18 protein-coding genes and 1 tRNA gene are annotated in these 20,609 nt (G+C 50.8%); 10 read left to right on the top strand and 9 right to left on the bottom strand.

The features are described from left to right. The 3 genes from D6024_RS04950 to D6024_RS04940 all read left to right on the top strand — a co-directional run. Positions 1 to 241: TonB-dependent receptor (locus tag D6024_RS04950; protein WP_121353413.1), on the top strand; the 241-nt coding region annotated here is incomplete at its 5' end. Between the two features lie 3 nt (positions 242 to 244). After that, a complete protein-coding gene (locus tag D6024_RS04945; protein WP_121353412.1) occupies positions 245 to 559 on the top strand; it encodes a cytochrome-c peroxidase in 315 nt (104 codons plus the stop codon). Positions 560 to 576: 17 nt separating this feature from the next. Beyond that, positions 577 to 1,020: a cytochrome c peroxidase gene (locus D6024_RS04940; RefSeq protein ID WP_394338451.1), complete on the top strand. Its 444-nt coding sequence runs from the start codon at positions 577 to 579 to the stop codon at positions 1,018 to 1,020. 751 nt (positions 1,021 to 1,771) lie between these two features. Here the strand turns inward: D6024_RS04940 and D6024_RS04935 are convergent. Beyond that, positions 1,772 to 2,314, bottom strand: coding sequence for a hypothetical protein (locus D6024_RS04935; RefSeq protein ID WP_121353410.1), 543 nt, complete (start codon positions 2,312 to 2,314; stop codon positions 1,772 to 1,774). Positions 2,315 to 2,500: 186 nt separating this feature from the next. Here D6024_RS04935 and D6024_RS04930 point away from each other — a divergent pair, with 186 nt between their 5' ends. The 3 genes from D6024_RS04930 (at position 2,501) to D6024_RS27555 (ending at position 5,242) form a co-directional block, all read left to right on the top strand. Beyond that, on the top strand, positions 2,501 to 3,418 hold the full coding sequence (locus D6024_RS04930; RefSeq protein ID WP_121353409.1) for a MerR family transcriptional regulator: 918 nt from the start codon (positions 2,501 to 2,503) through the stop codon (positions 3,416 to 3,418). Positions 3,419 to 3,508: 90 nt separating this feature from the next. Further along, a complete protein-coding gene (locus D6024_RS26540; protein WP_162944543.1) occupies positions 3,509 to 3,661 on the top strand; it encodes a hypothetical protein in 153 nt (50 codons plus the stop codon). Between the two features lie 30 nt (positions 3,662 to 3,691). Beyond that, positions 3,692 to 5,242 (top strand): recombinase family protein, encoded by a 1,551-nt coding sequence (locus tag D6024_RS27555; protein ID WP_394338453.1) that lies wholly within the window; start codon positions 3,692 to 3,694, stop codon positions 5,240 to 5,242. On the opposite strand, the gene D6024_RS04915 is transcribed toward D6024_RS27555, so the two are convergent. Next, positions 5,205 to 5,276: transfer RNA gene (locus tag D6024_RS04915), tRNA-Arg, on the bottom strand. The two genes, D6024_RS27555 and D6024_RS04915, sit on opposite strands and share 38 nt — an antisense overlap. A 118-nt stretch (positions 5,277 to 5,394) precedes the next feature. Between D6024_RS04915 and D6024_RS04910 the strand changes: the two genes are divergently transcribed. Further along, positions 5,395 to 6,048, top strand: coding sequence for a tetratricopeptide repeat protein (locus tag D6024_RS04910; RefSeq protein ID WP_121353408.1), 654 nt, complete (start codon positions 5,395 to 5,397; stop codon positions 6,046 to 6,048). A 93-nt stretch (positions 6,049 to 6,141) separates the two neighbouring features. On the opposite strand, the gene D6024_RS04905 is transcribed toward D6024_RS04910, so the two are convergent. Further along, positions 6,142 to 6,639 carry an SRPBCC family protein gene (locus D6024_RS04905; protein WP_121353407.1) on the bottom strand — a complete coding sequence of 166 codons (498 nt, stop codon included), beginning with the start codon at positions 6,637 to 6,639 and terminating at the stop codon, positions 6,142 to 6,144. A 108-nt stretch (positions 6,640 to 6,747) separates the two neighbouring features. On the opposite strand from D6024_RS04905, the gene pyrH reads away from it, so the two are divergent. Both pyrH and D6024_RS04895 read left to right on the top strand, forming a co-directional pair. Next, positions 6,748 to 7,461, top strand: a complete 714-nt coding sequence (gene pyrH, locus D6024_RS04900; RefSeq protein ID WP_121353406.1) for a UMP kinase — start codon at positions 6,748 to 6,750, stop codon at positions 7,459 to 7,461. Between the two features lie 84 nt (positions 7,462 to 7,545). Continuing rightward, the gene (locus D6024_RS04895) at positions 7,546 to 8,436 is read left to right on the top strand and encodes a hypothetical protein (RefSeq protein ID WP_121353405.1); all 891 of its coding nucleotides are present in this window, start codon (positions 7,546 to 7,548) and stop codon (positions 8,434 to 8,436) included. A gap of 230 nt (positions 8,437 to 8,666) precedes the next feature. Here the strand turns inward: D6024_RS04895 and D6024_RS04890 are convergent, their stop codons facing one another. The 5 genes from D6024_RS04890 to D6024_RS04870 form a co-directional block, all read right to left on the bottom strand. Then, complete coding sequence (locus D6024_RS04890) at positions 8,667 to 10,613, bottom strand: M1 family metallopeptidase (RefSeq protein ID WP_121353506.1); 1,947 nt, start codon at positions 10,611 to 10,613, stop codon at positions 8,667 to 8,669. A gap of 76 nt (positions 10,614 to 10,689) precedes the next feature. Further along, positions 10,690 to 11,487: a nucleotidyltransferase family protein gene (locus D6024_RS04885; protein ID WP_240409936.1), complete on the bottom strand. Its 798-nt coding sequence runs from the start codon at positions 11,485 to 11,487 to the stop codon at positions 10,690 to 10,692. A gap of 57 nt (positions 11,488 to 11,544) precedes the next feature. Then, positions 11,545 to 13,035, bottom strand: coding sequence for a RapZ C-terminal domain-containing protein (locus D6024_RS04880; protein WP_121353404.1), 1,491 nt, complete (start codon positions 13,033 to 13,035; stop codon positions 11,545 to 11,547). Positions 13,036 to 13,216: 181 nt separating this feature from the next. Beyond that, on the bottom strand, positions 13,217 to 16,480 hold the full coding sequence (locus tag D6024_RS04875; protein ID WP_121353403.1) for a T9SS type A sorting domain-containing protein: 3,264 nt from the start codon (positions 16,478 to 16,480) through the stop codon (positions 13,217 to 13,219). 280 nt (positions 16,481 to 16,760) lie between these two features. Continuing rightward, positions 16,761 to 18,143, bottom strand: a complete 1,383-nt coding sequence (locus D6024_RS04870) for an Ig-like domain-containing protein (RefSeq protein WP_121353402.1) — start codon at positions 18,141 to 18,143, stop codon at positions 16,761 to 16,763. A gap of 268 nt (positions 18,144 to 18,411) precedes the next feature. On the opposite strand from D6024_RS04870, the gene D6024_RS26535 reads away from it, so the two are divergent. After that, on the top strand, positions 18,412 to 18,687 hold the full coding sequence (locus D6024_RS26535; RefSeq protein ID WP_162944542.1) for a hypothetical protein: 276 nt from the start codon (positions 18,412 to 18,414) through the stop codon (positions 18,685 to 18,687). 171 nt (positions 18,688 to 18,858) lie between these two features. Here D6024_RS26535 and atpA read toward each other — a convergent pair whose 3' ends face one another. Then, positions 18,859 to 20,445, bottom strand: a complete 1,587-nt coding sequence (atpA, locus tag D6024_RS04865; protein WP_121353401.1) for a F0F1 ATP synthase subunit alpha — start codon at positions 20,443 to 20,445, stop codon at positions 18,859 to 18,861. Between the last annotated feature and the right edge of the window lie 164 nt (positions 20,446 to 20,609).

The raw sequence follows: 20,609 nt of genomic DNA, 5'->3' as shown, positions 1-20,609 counted from the left end.
TGCCTTTGGCGATGCCACCAATGCCCGCACCAGTAGCGACCCGGTAGCAGGCTACATCCCGGCGTACAGCGTCCTGGATGTTAGTGCCACGTACAAAACAGGCAACTATCAACTCAAAGCCGGTATCAACAACCTGGCCGGTAAGGCCTACTTCACCCGAAGAACCGACGAGTATCCCGGTCCGGGCATTATCCCTGCCGTAGGCAGAAGTGTCTATATTGGATTATCTGTAAAACTCTAATTCATGCAAAACAAAAAGACGCTGCTTATTCTTTCAGCTATCATTACCAGTATTGCTATCCTGACTGCCTGTTCAAAAGACAGCGACGTGATTACGGTTATCCCAGTTGATAAAGTGCAGTTGGGAAGGCAACTCTTCTTTGATAAAAACCTTTCCAACCCCATTGGACAGTCACGTGCTTCTTGTCACAGTCCCGAAGCGGCGTTCAGCGATCCTGCACACGGCATTACTTCTCAAGAGGCGGTTTCAGGCCTACTCAACAATCGCAATTGCCCCTCTATTACATACAGTTCTTTCGCCCCGTTTTTTTCATTTTGATACCATCGATTCGGTTTATGTGGGCGGATTCTTTTTTAGATGGAATAGTAAACTCGCTGCAGGAGCAGGCAAAAAAGCCTTTTCTCAACAAGTTGGAAATGAACAACGCCGATGCCGCCATGGTGATTGCCAAACTGCGCAGCGCCAATTACTATCCACTTTACAAAAAAATCTATGGCGAAGCGAACAACACCGACCTGGCTTTTGAACACCTGGCGGATGCCGTTGCTACCTTTGAACAATCTCTCCAGGTCAATACCTCCTTTGGGGAATGCCCCCATCCCTCTCGGGCAAGGGCAATTGCAGGTGAGCTAAGGCAAGGCTCTTTCTTCACCAGGTACCTCGGAAGGCCACCCCTCCTCAGCAGTGCCCGGGTTATCGCCTTTGCCAGTTTGAATTCCAAGGCTGAATGCCCTGTCGTTTTCAAGAAAGGCTTTGAATTAATGCGTCTCTTGCAATAGAATAATCAGCGTGTTTCCTCTACTCGATTCTACACCATTGACAAATTCGATCACTACTACCAGAGGTCTTCACTGAACAGTTTTTAATTTTACATCGTTACACCGGCAAAATGGGGAAATTCCCCAAAACTGACGACAAACAGTAAATTGTGCTTTTATCATTATTTCCGAAAAATAAACGATTATTTTTCTAACGGTTTGCAACGCACTTGATCAAAAAATGCATGGCACAAAATCTCATAAATCGGATAAATTCCCGAAAATGGAATGGATGAACGACCGAAAATCCAGCACCGATTTTTGGGGATCATTTTGCAAACACGCAAAAGAAATCCCGATTTCACTCGCGCTTGCCATCTGCCATCATAAACGTTTATTCACTACCCGATTGTGTTAACAAAGCGGTACCAGCTTTGCTTTTGAAACCAGAAATACCTGCCTGCATTTGGTGTATTGTAAAAAAAGAAAGAAAAACGCTTTACTTGGAGAAGATGAATGAATTTTCAGAATGCTAATTCCAATAAAGAGGAAATTCAATAACGGATCATTGTGAGTTAACTGAGATAAAAAGTACTAAAAACAAATAAATCACAACTAAAAAGAACACTGAAGACTGAAGACAACAAAATAACAACGGCAATAAGATCTTTATTCCCTTTCCAATCCAGGCGCTGCAGTTGCGGGACCAGAAGTGCGATTTTATCCCTGGTTTATTTTTGGTGCATCGCCTTTTACCTGCTCCCTTCCCCTTTTAATAAACAAACAATTTCGATTGGAAATAGTAACGCTGAATTGCGCCACCCAGTAGGTGGTGTAGATCTGCAGTGGGTAGAAACAGCTTTTTGTCCTTTACATGAAGAGGGCTGTCGTCTTCAAATTCCCGTCGATATACCGTGACATAAAGTTGACGCGCTACTTCATCGTCAAAAGATAGTATGCTGTACGGGCTGTTCACATATTCACCGGGCGGCCCGTACTGCCAGGGATTGTCTTGGAGGATCTGCCTGCGCCGGATCGTCTCTTCGATGCGGCCGGGCTTTGGATACGAGCCGTGTCGTTTCTGTGGTTCCAGGACAACTTTATGGATGATTGCCGCATGATGGTTTGCTGCCACTGCTTCCTCACTGGCTGCCGCAACGCTAACATCTTCCACACTGGAACTGACTTCACCACCACGGCGGTACGCATAAGAGCGGCAGGAGCTGGTACAGAACCTTGCATCGCTCCGCTGGGCAATGAACGCTTGCTTACACCACTGGCAGGTTTTCGCGTGTTGTTTTAGGCTTTGTCTCATGACTGAGGAATTTAGTAGAATGAATGCTTGTTGTTTTTGTGTTCAGGCTGCGCATCAGCGTTGCCACTGCTGCCAAGTCTCCGCTATTCTTCCGCTGAACGAACATGGATTGACCTGTGCTTCCCGAATATACAAATTTTACGCTTGTGTAAATAATTTTCTTATATTCACGAAAAGTGAAAATAAATGCAAAAGGTACCGAAGATTGACTTGCCTGACCCGGATGAAAAGGTGGTGGAGATTGCCTGGATACTGACCCAAAAAGATTACACCAGCGAAGCCCTCGCCTACATCAACAACCATTCACGTACCCTGAACTACTGGTCGGAAGGCGAAGAAAGCCTGCTGCCGGAGGAAAACCCCGGCCATCACCGGTTTTCTTTTCACGACCTGGTATGGCTGGGCCTTGTCAAGGAATTTCGGGATCTGGGTGTGAGCAAACGTCAGCTGTTTAAATTAAAGCAGGACCTGCTGGCAAAGACTGACGCGGAATTTCTATACCAGAAACTACAGGAAAACAGAAGCGCCATGGAAGCGGTCCTGCTGCAGTCCGGGGTGGCGCCCGACGGTGTCAAGGCACTGATTGATTTTACCCTGCAGAACAAGCGCTCGTTTACCGAGTACCAGGCGACCTACTTGCTAAGCCTTATCAACAGTGCCCTTTACCTCAAACGTTCCCTGTTCGTCCTGCTGAACAAAGAAGGCGAGATGCACCTGCTCCTGGAAAACGAATTCAAAAATGGTTTACAAAACGATCAGGAGTTTCTGGACTTTTTCAAATCCCCTCATCTTAGTGTACACTTAAACAGCGTCATTGGCTTTTTTCTTTCCAAAGACTACATCCAGGATTCGTTAAAGGAGGCGGTGTTCTCAAAGGACGAATGGAAGATTATCCAAACCATCCGCAACGAAAAGCCAGACGCCATTACAGTCAAGTTTAGCGGTGACGGCCATGTAGAGCACATGGAGGTCACCAAAAAAAAGAAAGTGCAGCTGGAGGCCCGTCTTTCGGAGATCATTGCCGCCGGCAGTTATGAAACCATTACCATCGTGACACAGAACGGAAAGCCGGTTTCGGTGAAAAAACAAAAAAAGATCAAATGAAAACAACAACCACCCTGAACCCATCAGGTGTGATGGTCGCACCCGCAGCTTACCTTACACGGAGGATTGCCTGCACAACCGTCGACCAAGATGTTGGACATCCACACCTGCAAGCAGATCCTCACTGAGGGTGAAGAACAGTACAAAGAAGAAGAAGTGAAGATGATCAGTGAGCTGCTCTGGCGCTTTGCCGAGCTTAGCGTTGAGACCTACGAAGAATTGTTGAACGACAACAAACAATAACAAAAAACAATCATCAAATCAGCACACCACATGAAACGTGCAATCCTGATGGCCCGCGTGAGCTCTGATGAACAGGCCAAAGGCTATAGCCTCGATATCCAGGTAGACAAGCTTTCCTCTCATTGTGCAAGGGAAGGCATTCAGATTATCAACACTTACCGCGAAGACCACTCGGCCAAAAACTTCAACCGCCCGGAGTTTAAAAAGATCCTGAGCGAGCTAAAAGCCATTCGGGGCAAAGTGGACCTGCTGCTCGTCACGACCTGGGACCGGTTTTCGCGCAATGTGACCGAGTCCTATGCCGTGCTGGACACACTAAAGCAACTGGGTGTGGAAGTCCAGGCCATTGAACAGCCTCTGGACCTCTCCATTCCCGAAAACCTGCTCATTTTGGGCGTTTATCTCAACTTGCCTGATATTGACAACCGCAGACGCAGCATCAAGATCACCGAAGGGGTGCGGGCCGCAGCAGCCGCTGGCCGTTGGCAAGGCAAAGCGCCGTATGGTTACAGGAATGCACGAGATGAAGGGAATAAACCCATCATCGTGCCCAGCGACAAAGCCGCTGTTGTCAAGGAGATCTATTCCCAACTGGCCAGCGGAAGGTCACAGGCAGAAGTAAGAGAAGTCTTAAAGAAAAAAGGGGTGGTGATCCCAAGAGCTACCTTTTCGGTGATTGCCCGCAACCGGGTCTACATTGGTGAAATCCACGTGCGGCAGGGAGGGGGCAAAACAGGCGGCTACTATGTCAAAGGCCTGCACCAGCCCCTTATTGAAACCGATGTTTTTGAAAAGGTGCAAGCGCTTCTTCAGGGTAACTACCGGGTAAAGCAACTGGCAAAGCCCAAAGCCTTCTGCGAGGAACTTCCCTTGCGTGGCCTGCTTCTGTGTGAGAACTGCGGCCGGAACTTAACAGGGAGCGCCTCCAGAAGCCATACCGGTGATCGGCATTACTACTATCACTGCAACAATTGCAAAACGCAGCGGTTACGGGCCGAACAAACCCATGACATGATGCTCGAGATCCTCTCAGGGCTGAAGGTCAACAGCCCGGCAAAAAAGCTCTATGAAGCGATGGTGAAAAAGCTCCTGCAAAAACGGAAAACAGAGACACGACCGCTGGCCAGCATACAAGCTGACCTGCAGCAGGTTGAAACAAGACTGCAAACGCTGGATGATAACCTCATGGACAAAGTGATCGATGCTGCTACCTATGCAAGCGTTAAAAGCAGGTACAGTGCACAACTGCAAAAACTACAAACAGAACTGACGCAGCAGGGTTCATCGCAAAGCGAGTTTCAACAGTTCTTAAAGAGGGGCATTCACATGTTGGAGAATCTGCCGGTTTTTTATCAGAAAAGCAGTGGCCAAACAAAACGAGACGTAGTGGGTTCGATCTTTCCGGAGAAACTCGTGCTTTCCAAAAATGGATGTCGAACCCAAAAGATCAACGAAGCGGTGTTGCTGATCGCCACCACAGACAAGGGTTTCAGCAAAAAAGAAAAAGGACAACTCTTACCGAACGTAGAGTTGTCCAATCAGGTAGCCCCGACAGGAATCGAACCTGTATCTGGAGTTTAGGAAACTCTTATTCTATCCATTGAACTACGGGGCCGCAAGAACAAAGACCAACAGCGGTAGATTCCCTGCTGTCCGGGCCTGCTCTGAGGGCCGCAAAATAACAAAGAATTGTACACCTGCCGTCTTATCTTTGCGCCTGGATTAAATTTTCTATGAAGTTTTACAACTGGCTAATTAAATACCGCCTCTATATTGGACTGGTATTGCTTGTGGCGGGAGTGCTGCTGAATGTAACGGTGAGTGGTTTCTGGCCTGTTTTCCCACTTTATCTTGTTGGTGTGGTATTGATCGCAGGGCATTTCTTTTTCGGCCCCCTGCGGCTCATCCAGGTGCACATGGAAGAAGGCAACATGGACGAAGCCGAAAAAATCGTCAACTCCATCCAGTTTCCCAACCTCCTTTACAAACCGATCCGTTCCGTTTATTATACCCTCAAGGGCAACCTGGCCATGATGAAGCAGGACTTTGAAGGCGCCGAAAAGAACATGAAGAAAGGGCTCGACCTGGGCATGCCGATGAAGGAAGCCGAAGGCGCCAGCCTGTTGCAAATGGGCATGCTGGCCCTCCAAAAGAACGACATGAAAGGCGGCGAAAGCTATATCCGCCAGGCCCTGCGCAAAGGCCTGCCCGATAAAGAAAACCAGGCGGCTGCCTACCTGCAAATGTGTTCCATCATGATGAACAAGCGGGAGTTTCGTGCGGCCAAGGATTTCTTCCGCAAGGCCAAAGCAGCCAAGCCAACCACGCCGCAGATCATAGACCAGATCAAGCAAATCGAAAAATATATTTCCCGCATCCCGGGATAAAGGTCAATCGACAACGAGCAATGGGCAACAGGCAAAGGTTAACCTCTTTGCCTGTTTCTTTTTCTTCCGGCGCATTGCTTATTGGAACAATTGCTATTGAATCAAAATCTCCATCCGCTCGCCTTTCCACCCGCCAAACAGTTCAACAATCTTCTGGTAGCGGTAGGTAAAGATTTTCTCCAACTCCTTTTTTACCACAAGGCTGTGGACAAGACTGCCCAGCGGGCCAAAGGGCAGGCGGTAATGCACCAGGTCCGTCATTTCCACGCCACCGTCAACGGCGTTGAAATGGTGCTGGTGATGCCACAATGTGTAGGGTCCTTTACGCTGCTCGTCCACGAAATATTTCTTCTCCACCACATGCGTGATCTCCGTCATCCAGGCCAGCGGGATGCCGAGCAGCGGCTTTACCGTATAGGTCATCACCTGTCCTGCATAAACGGTTTTGCCATACACTTCGTTGGTCACTTTCAGGTTCAGGCCGGGTGGTGTTACGGCCAGCAGGTTATTGGCATCGGAAAAAAAAGTCCACACCGCATCCAGTGATGCGGGAACGTGCTGCCGGCTGTACAATACATACACTTTGCTCATGCCCTCTCAACAGTTGACAAGTAAGAAAGTTGCGGCCAACATCCCAAACGCTAAACTCCAAACACCAAACCCATTCTCTCTTATCTTCGCACCGCTAATAAAAAATTTATGCTTCCAAGATACAAACGCATTCTGCTAAAGCTTTCCGGTGAGTCATTGATGGGTGATAAAAGTTTCGGATTCGACACATCTGTTCTCGGCCAGTATGCCGAAGACATTAAGTCGGTAACGGAGCTGGGTGTGCAGGTCGCTGTCGTGATTGGTGGCGGCAATATTTACCGCGGCATGAACGAAGCCGAAACGGGGATCGAGCGGGCACACGGCGACTACATGGGCATGCTGGCCACCGTGATCAACGGCATGGCCCTGCAGGCCGCCCTGGAAAAAATCGGTGTGTTCACCCGCCTGCAAAGTGCGATTAAAATGGAGCAGATTGCCGAACCCTATATCCGCCGCAGGGCCATTCGCCACGTAGAAAAGGGTCGCGTGGTGATCTTCGGCGCCGGTACCGGCAACCCCTATTTCACAACAGATACAGCCGGCTCGCTGCGTGCCATCGAGATCAAGGCCGACGTGATCATGAAAGGAACACGGGTGGACGGAATTTACACAGCCGACCCCGAGAAAGATCCCGCTGCCACCAAGTTTGGAAAGATCACCTACCAGGAATGCATCACCCAGAAACTGAACGTCATGGACATGACGGCCTTCACGCTTTGCATGGAAAATAACCTCCCCATTGTTGTTTTCGACATGAACAAACCAGGAAATTTACGTCGCGTAGTAACCGGAGAAAAAGTAGGGACACTCGTTTCCGAGTAATCGTATTTCTACCAAGGGCATCTACGTATAGTTTTCAGGAAAAATGATTTAGCTTGTCCCCGCAAAACTGCATGGGAAAACTACATGTTACTTCTTTTTTTACCAACCGGATATATCGAGATCGCCTTTTTTGTACTGGCCATCGTCGTCTTTGTTTTCGCTGTCCGCTTTTTTATCGAAAGCCGCAAGCGCCTGGAAGAATCGTTTCCGGGCCTTTTCCAGCCGTCGAAGGTTCTGCCTTTCGGCATTGACCGCAGCGGCTTCCTGATTCCGAAAACAGTGGAAAAAACAGCGCCGGGCACAGGCAGGGTTTTTAGCCGGCCCGCACCCGCCACCCCTTCCGACAGCACGAAGCAGGAGATCAAAGCCCTGCGCAACCAACTGCAGCAGCAACAGCAGGAGCTGTCCAGGGCATTGGAACAAATGGCCCTGGTCAGCCAGCGAAGTGCACCGCAGGAAGGCAGCACCTCAGTACTGCTCGAAGAGCAAAGGCGGCTGGAAAGCCTGAAGTTGCAGCTCAGTAAAAAAGACACGGAAATTCAACGCCTGCGTCAACAGGAATTGCTTTCGCAAAAAGTGCAGGAACGATTCGAGGAAATGCAGGACGAATTTGAAAGCCTGCAGGAAAAAATGCAAAAGATGGAAAAGCAGGCCTGGCAGGCTGCCGAACTTTCCATTCAGCTCGAACATGCCGAGCAGGCACAGATCCAGCTGGAAAAAACCCTGCACAAAAAAGAAGAAAAGCTGCGCGAACTGACCCTGGAAAACCAGCACCTGCACGAAGCCTTCCAGGCTTTGGAAGAGAAATTGTCGCAATCCAACCTGCAACGGCAGCAGCTGCTTCGGAGAGTACAGTTTCTCGAAGAATCAAACAGCGAAATGATGAACATGGCCGAAGCCAGCCGCAAGCTGAAATCGGAAATGAGCCGCGTGGCCGAACTGGAAAGCATGCTGGAACTGATGTCCAAACGATAACCGCATAAAAAAGACATTGTAAAAAGCCCGGTTCTCCCGGGCTTTTTTCGTGGTGGCAGCAACTGGAAACAGCCGCCGCCTGCACCAACCATCAAAAAAGAACACTCTCCTTTCCCGGGAATGGTACGCTTTCAACCCACACAGGGCCTGGCGAATGATTTTTCCAGAGGCAAAAAACAAAGGGACATACCCGGCGGCATGTCCCTTTACAAGGCGGTATCGGTTCCCGATTACATCGCTGGTTTCCAGGAATTGTTTTTCCGATTCAGGTCCGGAAGTTTTTTATCGGGGTCCACGATCACTTCCGTGATCTTGCTGGTGGGATAGACAAAAAATGTTGCTTCGCTTCCCCGCATCCACGACTCCACCGGCACTACAAGGCTTTGTGTTTTCCCGTTGGCTTCCTTAATCAGGATGGGCACCGGCATGGCCATTTGCTCCAGGTTTTCCAACCGGATGGCAACGCCCTGCTCCGGCTTGGTGCTGGTAGGCGTGACGCTGCGCAGGGCCACGTCGAATTTGTAATTGTTGAAAACCCATTCCCGCCAGAACCAGGCAAGGTCTTCGCCGGCGGCATTTTCCATGGTGCGGAAAAAGTCCCAGGGCGTGGGATGTTTGAAGGCCCAGGAGCGGATGTATTCGCGAAATGCCGCATCGAAACGTTCGGGACCCAGCACCACGTCACGCAGGGCGTTGAGCATTTGCGAAGGCTTGTCGTACGCGGCCGTGCCCAGGTTAAACTCGGTGATCTGGTCGGGCTTTGTGTACAGCGGGTCCATCTTGTCGTTGAAGGTGAACTTCAGCATTTCCTCTCCACCGAAATACGAAAACGTATTGAACTCGCCTTTGTTGAAGGCCCTTGTAGAAAGACCATTGATGAAGGTATTGAACCCTTCATCCATCCACGCATATTTGCGTTCGTTGGTACCCACCACCATCGGGAACCAGTTGTGCCCGAACTCGTGATCGGTAACGCCCCAGAGGTCGGCACCGATCGACATGTAGCTGCAAAACACGATGCCGGGGTATTCCATTCCGCCCACAATGCCGGCCACGTTCACGGCTGTCGGGTACGAATATTCGAACCATTGCTTCGAATTGTATTCAATCGTGGCTTTCACAAACTCGGTGCTGCGTTGCCAGCCATCGGGCTTGATGCTTTCCACCGGGTAAGCACTCATGGCCAGCGATTTTTTGCCGCTGGGCAGGTTGATGCGGGCCGCATCCACCACGAATGCCCGCGACGCACCCCAGGCTACGTCTCTTGCATTTTGAACACGGAAGTGCCAGGTCAGGTTGCTGCCCGAGGGCCGGCTCTTGCTGTCGCCGATTTCGTTGGCTGCCCGGATCATTACCGTCTGGTCGCTGTTGCGGGCCTGCGACAGCCGCGAAACCTGCGCCGATGTATAAACGTCTTTTTCGTTGACCAGTTCACCGGAACCAACCACGATCAGGTTGGATGGGGCTGTAACCGTGTAATCGAAATCGCCGTACTCGAGGTAAAACTCTCCCTGCCCAATGTAGGGCAAGGTGTTCCATCCCTGCTGGTCGTCGTAAACACACATCCGGGGATACCACTGCGCAATTTCATAGATCCACCCGTTGCGGGTTTTTAACCGTCCCATGCGGTCGGTGCCGTATTCGGGTACGGTAAATTCATAGGCAATGGAAAGTTTGGCCCTGGCGCCGGACGCTTTCAATGCCTCCTGCAACCACACCTGCATGCGGGTATCGTTGACGGTGAATTGCGGCGTGTATTTTTTCCCGTCCACCTCCAGGGAAACCGACTTGATGACATCGCCCTGCGTAAAGCCAACATTGGCAAAACGGCCACCGGCAGGCGCCGCTGTGCCGGTGCTGCGGGAGTCGGCGCGGAAGATGTTCTGGTCCAGTTGAAGCCATAAATATTTCAGGTCGTCGGGACTGTTATTGGTGTATGCAATCTCCACATCGCCGGAGACTTTGTGTTGCAGCGTATCCAGTGTCACGGCAATTTTATAATCGGCCCGGTTTTGCCAGTATTTTGGCCCGGGTGCCCCGTTGGCCGAACGGTATTCGTTACCGGTATTGGGATAAAAGTTTAAAGCAAACAGGTCACGGGGATTGAACTTGGAGGCTTGTGCAAACGAAGCCAGCCAAAACAAATTGGCCAGCGCCAGGAAAGGGATTCTTTTCATCGAGGTAAAATCTTTGTGTTCCAAATTACAGGAATTACATGCACATAAAAGTTGTGCCGATGAAAGAGCCTGAAATTTAAGGAAACATTGATTCGGCCTTAACCACGCTTTCCGGTTTGCCTACATCGATCACTTTGCTTTCGCTATGGTCGTAGCCAACGATCGTAAAAGTTGGCGCCAATGAAAGATACACATCGATCAGTGAGAACTTTCCACGGTGTGTGATGGCATCAAAAACACTGGGCTCAAAAAGGGCCAGGCCGCTGTAGGCTTTTTGTTGATAGGATTCCTGCGGGATCGCAATGCGCTCCTGTCCTGTTGCCGTGTTGCGCCAGCCGCACAGGCGATTGGAGTCATTGAAAAGAAGGTAGCGCGATGTGGTGCGGCCGGTGACACCAAGGGAAATAGCGGCCCCCTGTTGCCGGTGAAAAGAAAGAAAGTCTTTCAGGTTGACGTCGGTGAGTATGTCCACGTTGATCGTAAGAAAGGTGTTGCCCTGCAGGTGTTCTTTTGCTTTTAAAAGACCGCCGCCGGTTTCCAGCACTTCGTCCCGCTCATCGCTGATGGTAATCTTGCTGCCCCAGCCCTTTGCCTTTTCAATAGCGTCGACGATCTGGTCGGCAAAGTGATGCACGTTCACCACCACGTCGTCAAATCCGTATTGCTGCAGGTATTCGACATTGCGCTGCAAAAGTGATTTGCCATTGACAAGCGCAAGGGCTTTCGGATGCGTGTCGGTCCACGGCTTAAAGCGTGTGCCCAGGCCGGCACAAAAAATCATTGCCCTGGGCCCCCTGCCCCCTGAGGGGGGATTGGCCATCGCACTGACCCTACTCATAGGAGCTTCAATCTTCCCGTTCAATTTATCTGCCATGAAAAAGAAAAAGTATTTGAGCTGAAATGGATGGTTGAATAAGCTGGCCTTTGCGCCTCAGCCCATCCCCCCCTGGGGGGCCGGTGGGCTCGGCAGCGGGTTCTTCCACCCCTTGGCCTCCTGTTCCCGGTGACACAATTCCACCTTCACTTTGTACTTGTTGTGCAGGTGGCGGGCCATGGCATCGGCTGCGTAGACGCTGCGGTGCTGTCCGCCGGTGCAACCAAAGTTGATGGCCAGGTGATCGAAGCCGCGTTTGATGTATTCTTCAATGGTCATGTCAACGATGTCGAAAGCGCTGTTCAAAAAATCCTGCATGCGGGTTTGGCGTTCCAGGTATTCCATTACGGGCCGGTCGCGGCCATGAATTTCCTTGTACTCCACGTGCCTTCCGGGATTGTCGATGCCGCGGCAGTCGAATACAAATCCACCGCCATGAACACTGCTGTCTTCGGGTATGCCTTTGCGATACGAAAAAGAACAGACCTTCACCACCAACGGTGTGCTTTCATCTGCCTGTACAGGTGTGTAGCGGTCGATCACTTCGTCGGCAATGCAAAACTGCAGGACTTTTTTAAACTCCGGCACAGCAATGCCAAGGCTATTGTTGTCTACAAACCACTTCAAATTTTTCAGTGCCTGCGGGATGCTGGTCAGGAACTGTGCCTTGCGTTCGAAAAGACCGCGGAACCCGTAGGCGCCCAGCACCTGTAAAAGCCGGATCAGTACATAGCCGTTGTACTGGCTGCGAAAAACGTCGCGGTCGATGCCCGTTCCGATAATGCTTTCGAAACTGTTCATGTAATCTTCCAGCAGGCTGGCCTTCCACTCGTCGGGAAGATTGGCTCTTGCCTGCCACAAGGCACTGGCCACGTCGTATTGCGGAGCGCCTTTCATACCACCCTGGAAGTCGATGAAGTGCACCTGCTTGTCACCCGTTACCATGATGTTGCGGCTTTGAAAGTCGCGGAACATGAAATATTTGTACTCGGTATGCGTGAGATAGGTACTCAATGCTTCAAAATCATCAATGAGGCTTTGCTTGTCGTAAGGCTTTTGCAGCGCATCGAGAAAATAGTATTTGAAATAAAGCAGGTCTGCCATGATGGCCTGCTTGCCAAATTCCTTGTTGGTTAAACATTTCTCATAGTTCAGCCCTTCGTCACCCTGCACTTGCAGCCTTGCCAGCTGGTGGAGGCTTTCCTTGAACAGGTCGTACACTTCGGGAACAAAGCCTTTTTGCTCGAGGATGTTCAGCAGCGATACATCGCCAAAATCCTGTTGGAGGTAAACGGTCTTGTCGTAGTTCACGGCCAGCACTTCGGGCACAGGCAAACCGTTCTGGAAAAATTTTCCCGAGAAGTAAATAAAGGTTTCGTTCTCGGGAACGTTCACCCCATAGGTACCAATAACGGTTTCGCCCTTGTCGTTGTACAAGCGGAAATACCGCCGGTCGCTGCCCGATTGCGGCAACACATCGACCTGCGTCGGTTCACAATTGCACCAGCTTTTATATAACTGCGATACGGCATTTACGAGTTCCTGCATGGCGCAAATGTAAGCCGATTACACCCGATTTTACAGGCCTGCATTTTGCTTTTACCGGGAATAAAAATTTCGCAGAACGCACAGCGAAAAAAGGTTGCGGATGCACATTTGCGGTTACAGAAGCAACAAAAAACGAAGCGGCGCCGGTACCCGGCGCCGCTTCGGTAAAACGTTCTTTTTGTTACTGCGCCTTGAGCAGCTTTTCCTGAAAGAGAACATCGTCGCACTGCAGTTTCAGCACGTACATGCCTTTCGGCAAATGGGCCAGGCCGTCGAGCCGCACGTCGTTCGTGCCCTGTACGGTCTTCACCTGCTTTTGCACCACGTTTCGTCCGGTCGCATCCACCAGAGTCAGTGTCATGATTTGCGGGCTGGCGGTCGAAAAACTAACGGCAAGGTCAGCGACAAAGGGATTTGGACGCACGGCACCCAACACAAGGCTGGCGCCATTTTCCTGCAGAAGTATGGTTTTGCTGAGCGCAACCCTGCCATCGCCTTCCACCAGTCGCAGGCGATAGTAATTGGCCGGCGCAGACAGCTTGTTGTCGTTGAAAACATACGCCCCAGTTCCATTCGCCGCCACGCTGCCGATCACGGAGAAAAGGGTACCGTCGGTACTGCGCTCCACATCGTAACGAACGGTCTTGCTCTCACCGGTTGCTTTCCACCGAAGCACGTTGGCACGGCCGGTATGTTCGCCCCTGAATTCCGTCAGCGTAACCGGCAACACCGTGAACGAAGAAAGCGCAGCCATCGTTGTACACATATCCGTCGACGTTACAGAAGTAGCTTTGATCATACCGTTATACGTTCCCGATGTTGTCAGCGGGTTGGTGGTGATGCTGATTGTATTGCTTGCCGTTGTGGCGTTGCTGGTCCAAACGCCGGACGCGTAGGACTGGCCGCTCGTGGCGTCGGCTACGCTATAGAATGTATTGGGCGAAAGATTGGTAATCGTATAGGTCATGGTTCCACCCTTCGGTACGGTTGCACCCGAACCCGATGTTCCATTGCTCGATTGCTGCGTATAGCTTGGGTTGAGCGGTCCGGCACACGTCACCGTTGCGCTGGCAGAGCAAATCACTTCGCCGGCCGTTCCGGCTTCCTGTATGCCGATGGTCACCACGCCACTGGCATACAGCGTGTGGGACAATATTGCGATCGACCAAATTGCCGATGCGCTGGTAGAGGACAACGGAAACACGTAGGTCCCGATGTTCATTCCATCCTGGTAGACGTTCACTTTCGTTCCGGCTGCGATGGGCGAACCGGCAGAGCCAACGATCGTGCCGCTGACCGTTGTGGAAGAGGAAGTCAGGCCACCGTCGATGGTTCCGCAGCGGCTGGTGCTGGTTACAGTCGATGGCGTGGACACGTTGGCTGTGTTGCCGCTTACGCCGCAGGTTCCGTTGGCGGCATTGGCATAGTACGAAGTTCCGGCTACGGCGGTATAACTTCCGGTTGTCCAGGTACCGGTGCCGCTGACAGTTGTCGTTGCCACCAGCGTTCCTGCCGCTGTATACACTTTAATCGTTGTGCCGGACGGCTCTCCCGAGGTACCAGTAATCGGTGCGCCTGCTACCAATTGGCCGGTGGCATCGGTGTTGATTCCCGGCACGGCCGTGAAACAGGTTACGGTGTACGCGGATGTTTTTGCGGAGCAATAGCTGGTGGTTTGTGTGCCCGTGTTGTACTCACTGGTGATATAAAGGCTTTGGCCCTGGAGCAGTTTTAGATTCGAAAAAGAAAAAGCGCCGGCTGCCGTAGCTGTTGTGGTTAATGTCGGAAAATTGTCGACATAAAGCGTCATCAGTGTGCCGTTTGTTGTTGCCTGCGTGGTTCCGGCAATGGCGTTGACGGCGGTGGTAAACACGCTCCCTGCCGGCGAAGTAATCGTTGGTGTTCCCAGCGTGCCGGCAACGTTCGACCCGGCCTTACCGGGACTGACGCAGATGAACAGGGGTTCGGAATTACACCCGGTGTTGTCGGTATAATAAATTTTGTAGCTGCCGGCGGTCATCTGGCTGCCTGTTGTGCAACCCGAAGAGAAATCCCAGTTGGCACCCGACATGTTACTGAAGTAGGCATTTGTCTGGTCACTGGTACTGTTTCGCAGGTCATTGGTCGAGAGGTTGTCAACGTGCACCACCCACAGCGCGGAATTCGTAGAGCCCCTGTTGGTACCGGTCAGACCTTTTTGAAACGTTGCACAGGAGAGTGTGGGTGTGGCTGGCTTGGTCAGTTTGTTACAGCTTGTAACCGTGACTGAATTGCTGCTCAGGCATTCGCTTTCGGTTGCATTATACGCTTTGGCGGTAATGACTTTATTGGCCGCTAAAGGCGAAAGGCCTGTCACCGTCCAGGTGGAACCCGACGTGGCCGGAGCACTTTGACCCGAGTACACCCCGTCTATATAAATTTTAATCGTGGCGGTGCCGAGTGCATTCGGCAGCGAGGACATTGTCCACGTGCCCGACACAGATGTAGCGCCGGTTGTAATCGGCGTATTTAGCATGGGCGGCGCCGTGCACATGGCTCCTACGACCGACGTGCTGGTGTTATTCAGCGAGGTTGGCGTAAATGATGGCTGTGCATTCATGTAGGCCTCCCATTCCGCGTTCACGTCTTTGTAGCCGCTGTCGGCAAGGCCATACAAATCCGATTTGGGACCACCAATTGACGCCTGCGGCGCCATTACCGTAGTGGCATTCATGCGCAAAGGCGTACTGGCCGTTACACCAAAATAGGTTGTCAGGTCGGATAGCGGAATGTAAAAATCCAGAAAGAAATCCGGGTCGCCGTTGTCGTTGGTCCCTGCAATGGATACCTGCGAATAATCCAGCCAGTTGGTATAGGTTTTTTTCTGCACAGGGCCGGATGGGCCATCCACATCGTAAATAACCACACCGGCACTCGTGGTGTTTTGCGTAAACAAATCGACCTCGATTTCAAAACCGGGGTTGCCGTTGGTTCCGGTTGTGGCAGCCTGGTAGGTAGGATCGGCATTAGGTCCGGTTGCACCAAATTTTCCATCGGCGTCTATCAGGATGCTGTAGCCTTTTGCACCGGGAACAATAGAGCCCAGGCGCATGCGAAACAAAAAATAGGTGCCGTCAAAATGTACGTACACACCGCTGCCGTTGGCATCCGGAACAAAATCACTGTAAAGATGGTTGGGCCCGCGGCGAAGGTCACCAAACGGTTCGTTGGAAAAAGAAGGAAGGGGCTTGAACGGCAACTTGGAATTGCCAACGTCATCACCGGCAAAACCGGCGGTTGTTTTAGACGTATAACCCAATGGCGCAATGGGATCAAGAACGGTTTGACTGGCTGGCAGGCCTGCTGTCCGAACTATAATGCCGGTACCCTGCGCAAAAAGAAAACTGCTGTTCAGGAAAAGAAAAAACAAAAGAGCCCACGCTCTCATAAGCACACCGTTCTTCATAGGAATGGTTTTGGTTTATCGATTTTTAAGCGGCCGTAAAGAAAGATTCCGGTCACCAGAATTTGTTTGTCATCCGTCCGACAAAACAGAATGATCGGCAAATACGTTTTACTGCCTGTTAAAGCCACTTAAACCGGCCTGCAAAAAGCAAGAAAAAAAGAGAAATCACCACCGTTCTGATGGTTTTCCTGTAGACTATCATCAGGAAAAGCACAAAAAAAAGCGGCAAATTGCCGCTTTTGAAAAACCATTGGTTTTATTTCCGTCCAAAGAAATATCGTTATTGTTTGATCAATTTTGCAATGCTTCTGTCGGTTCCGTTTGTCACTTCCATGATATAAGAACCCGGAGCAACCCTGCTGTCCAAATTCACCGACATTGTGTTTCTGCCTTTGTACATCCTGATCTGCGTGGTCAGCATTTTTGCCCCGTTCAGGTTATAGACTGTTACCGTACTTAGGCCCGCTTCCGCGGCAGTGTACTCAAAGTTCACCGTCGACAAAACCGGGTTTTGCAGGATGGTCAGATTTGATGCCTGGGCAAGGGCAGCGTTTTGCAGGAAGATGGTCCTGGAATATTCGATACCGCCGTTGTTGTTCACGATCCGCAGACGATAGTAAGTACTGCGTTCAAACGTTGCATCGTTGTACTGGTAACTTTCCGCACCGGTCTTCATGGTTGTCAGAATCACGGCTGCCGTTGAAAAGGTTTTTCCGTCACTGCTTTTTTCCAGGTCAATGCGGTTGCCGTTTTCGTTTTGCGCAACACTCCAGAAGAAGCGGGCCGCGCCACCGCCAACATTCGCCGAGAAGCTGGTCAGGAAAACGGGCAGGGGAGCCAGCGCCGGGTAGTTGATTGTCACTGTTGCGACATTCGAGGTCAGTGGGTCGTAACCGTCGTCTGTTACTTTGTATTTGAACGTTACGGTTCCACCGGCAAAATTTCCGGCCGGTGTGAAAGTGAATGTGCCATTGCTGCGCAGGGTAAGCGTACCGTTGACGGTGTAAAGCGTATCGAGCACGAAGGAAACAGTTTCGCCTGCATTGGCGTCACTTGCTTTTGACGCAATGCTGCCGTTGAAAGGACCCGAACTCGCTGTAAAGAAGTTGGCATCGGTAGACACGGGCGGCGTGTTGCAGGGTGCGGCACCGTAATGCAAGGTAGCCGATGACACGGTCAAATCGTCGATGGTGACAAAGGAATTGCCATCGCCGCTAGCGGAATTTACGCGGATGGTTAACCGCTGAACACCGGTCGTTAGTGCAAGGCTTTGATTAAAGGAAAACACGGTGTTGAAATTCGTGTTTTTGTTCAACACAAAACTTGTTGCGGCAACGAACGTTCCGTTTTTATCGGTTGTTCCGATTTCAACGGTTCGGATAGAATTATTATTCAGCTTGTTGTTCAGCAGGTAGCTGAAAGAGACCTGGCAAGGGCCGGTGATGTCCAGGTAAGGGGTTCTGATTTCGGAATTGGCGGCAGGCTCGGAAGCGATGCTCGCCGCACCGTTGATGGCAGCAGTACCGGTTACGTCGTGGGTAGCCATCAATTGCCAGCAGTTTGAAGGCAAGGTGCTGTTGTTTTCGAAATGTTCGTTGATTTGTGCGTTAGCAATCGTTGCAGTGAAAAGAGCAGCGGACAGAAGGGTAAAGATTTGTTTCATTTCTTAGGGATTAGAATTAAAAATTTTCGTTAACCCATAGAAATATTGGACGGGAAGAAAAGTGTAAGAAATGAGTAAAGGCAGGCAGTTTTCTTGTTTAGGGGCCGGTACGGATTTCTTATTGCTTTTCCTTAGGATTGGTAAGTGTTATCGCTTACGAGAACGCAAACATACGTCCCGTGTTTTGAATTTGCAAGTAGTTCTACGAAATAACTTTTCTTTTTGACCGTATTTTACACACATCGCATAGTTGTAATTTCCGCAAATTATGGCAGGTTTTTACGGTACATATTTGCGTAAAAGCAAGCGGGGCAAGGATTGGCAGGGATCGATGGCTTTGCTTTTTTTGTTTCTTTTTTTCCTGAAAACCGGGCTTAAAAAAGTTGAAAAATATTTTTCGTTAAGCCCGATTTTCACCGGTTACTTACACACGTTAAATGCTTGTTCGATGACAGATGGCAGAAGAATGCTGTGCAATTCTTTACAAACGAGTAGAGCATCTTTCCCGTTTTCAGATTGGTTAACTGTTTGGATAGAGCGATAGTGATCGCAGAAAATATCCACCTCTCCATCATCTTTGGAAAATGGCATACACCAGCAGTTACGACCGGTGCATCAACCGCCAGGAAACTTCCGGGGAACGAACGTAAACGGTTACGGCAGGCAATAAAAAAAGCGGCACAAGGCCGCTTTTCTATCAACAAAAACTCGTTGCTTATTTTTTGTACTGTGCACTGATGTTTTTGGCAAGCTCGGTCATCTTCGCCAGCCCTTCTTCCGGAAGATTGCCTTTCTTGAAGGCTGTCAGCACATCCGGCATCTTGGTTTCCATCTCCATCAGGAACTGCTCTTCGAATTCTTTCACCTTGTTTACCGGAACATCACGCAGCAAACCCTGTGTACCCAGGTAGATAATGGCAACCTGCTTTTCCACGGGTACCGGTGCATATTGCGGTTGCTTCAACACTTCCACGTTGCGGGCACCTTTGTCGAGTACCAGCTTGGTCGCCGGGTCGAGGTCACCACCAAATTTGGAGAACGCTTCCATCTCGCGGTAAAGTGCCTGGTCAAGCTTCAGCGTACCGGCTACTTTTTTCATCGATTTGGTTTGGGCGTTACCACCGACGCGGCTTACCGAGATACCCACGTTGATCGCAGGACGGATACCGGCGTTGAACAGGTTCGATTCAAGGAAGATCTGTCCGTCCGTGATCGAGATAACGTTTGTCGGGATGTAGGCCGATACGTCACCTGCCTGTGTTTCGATGATTGGAAGCGCCGTCAGCGAGCCACCACCTTTTACGAGGTGACGGATGCTTTCGGGAAGGTCGTTCATTTGCTTTGCCACTTCATCATTGGCAATCACTTTCGCAGCTCTTTCCAGCAGGCGGCTGTGCAGGTAGAATACGTCACCGGGATATGCCTCACGGCCCGGCGGACGGCGCAGCAGCAGCGACACCTCACGGTAAGCCACAGCCTGTTTCGACAGGTCATCGTAAATGATGAGGGCCGGACGTCCGGTATCACGGAAAAATTCACCGATGGCCGCACCGGCAAACGGCGCATAGAACTGCAGTGGCGCAGGGTCGGATGCAGAGGCAGCAACGATGGTTGTGTACACCATAGCGCCGGCATCCTGCAGGGTCTTCATCACACCGGCAATGGTTGATGCTTTCTGACCGATGGCAACGTATATACAGTAAACAGGTTTGCCTGCTTCGTAGAATTCTTTTTGGTTGATGATCGTGTCGATACAAATGGCAGTCTTACCAGTTTGGCGGTCACCAATCACCAGCTCACGCTGACCGCGGCCGATAGGGATCATGGCGTCGATGGCCTTGATACCGGTTTGCAGCGGCTCTTTTACCGGCTCACGGAAAATAACACCAGGCGCCTTGCGCTCCAGCGGCATTTCATAACGTTCGCCTGTGATCGGCCCTTTTCCATCAATGGGTTCACCCAGCGTATTCACCACGCGGCCAACCATGCCTTCACCCACTTTGATAGAGGCGATCTGGCCGGTACGGCGCACTTTTGAACCTTCCTGTAAAGTGCCCATTTCACCCATCAATACGGCACCCACATTGTCTTCTTCCAGGTTCAGGGCGATACCTTGAACACCGTTTTCAAATTCCACCAGCTCACCGGCACGTACATTGCCCAAGCCGTAAACACGGGCAATTCCGTCGCCCATTTGCAGCACGGTTCCTACCTCTTCCAGGTCTGCACCGGCATTGAAACCGCTCAACTGCTGGCGCAGGATGGCACTGATTTCATCTGGTTTTATTTCAATATCTGCCATTACACAAATTTTTAGTGGCGCAAAGGTAAGTGTTCAGGGTCTTGTTTCCGCTAAAAAGGAGAAATTTTTGAGCCTCCAAATGCAAAAGGTCAGCCCTTGCTGACCTTTTTAACGCTTTTGAAATCAAACCCGCCGCGCTGTTCACTTACATTCTTTTGTCCGCC

It is taken from the genome of Flavisolibacter nicotianae (assembly GCF_003628535.1).
Classification (GTDB): Bacteria; Bacteroidota; Bacteroidia; order Chitinophagales; family Chitinophagaceae; genus Flavisolibacter; species Flavisolibacter nicotianae.
This window is presented reverse-complemented; position numbering and strand designations above follow the sequence as displayed.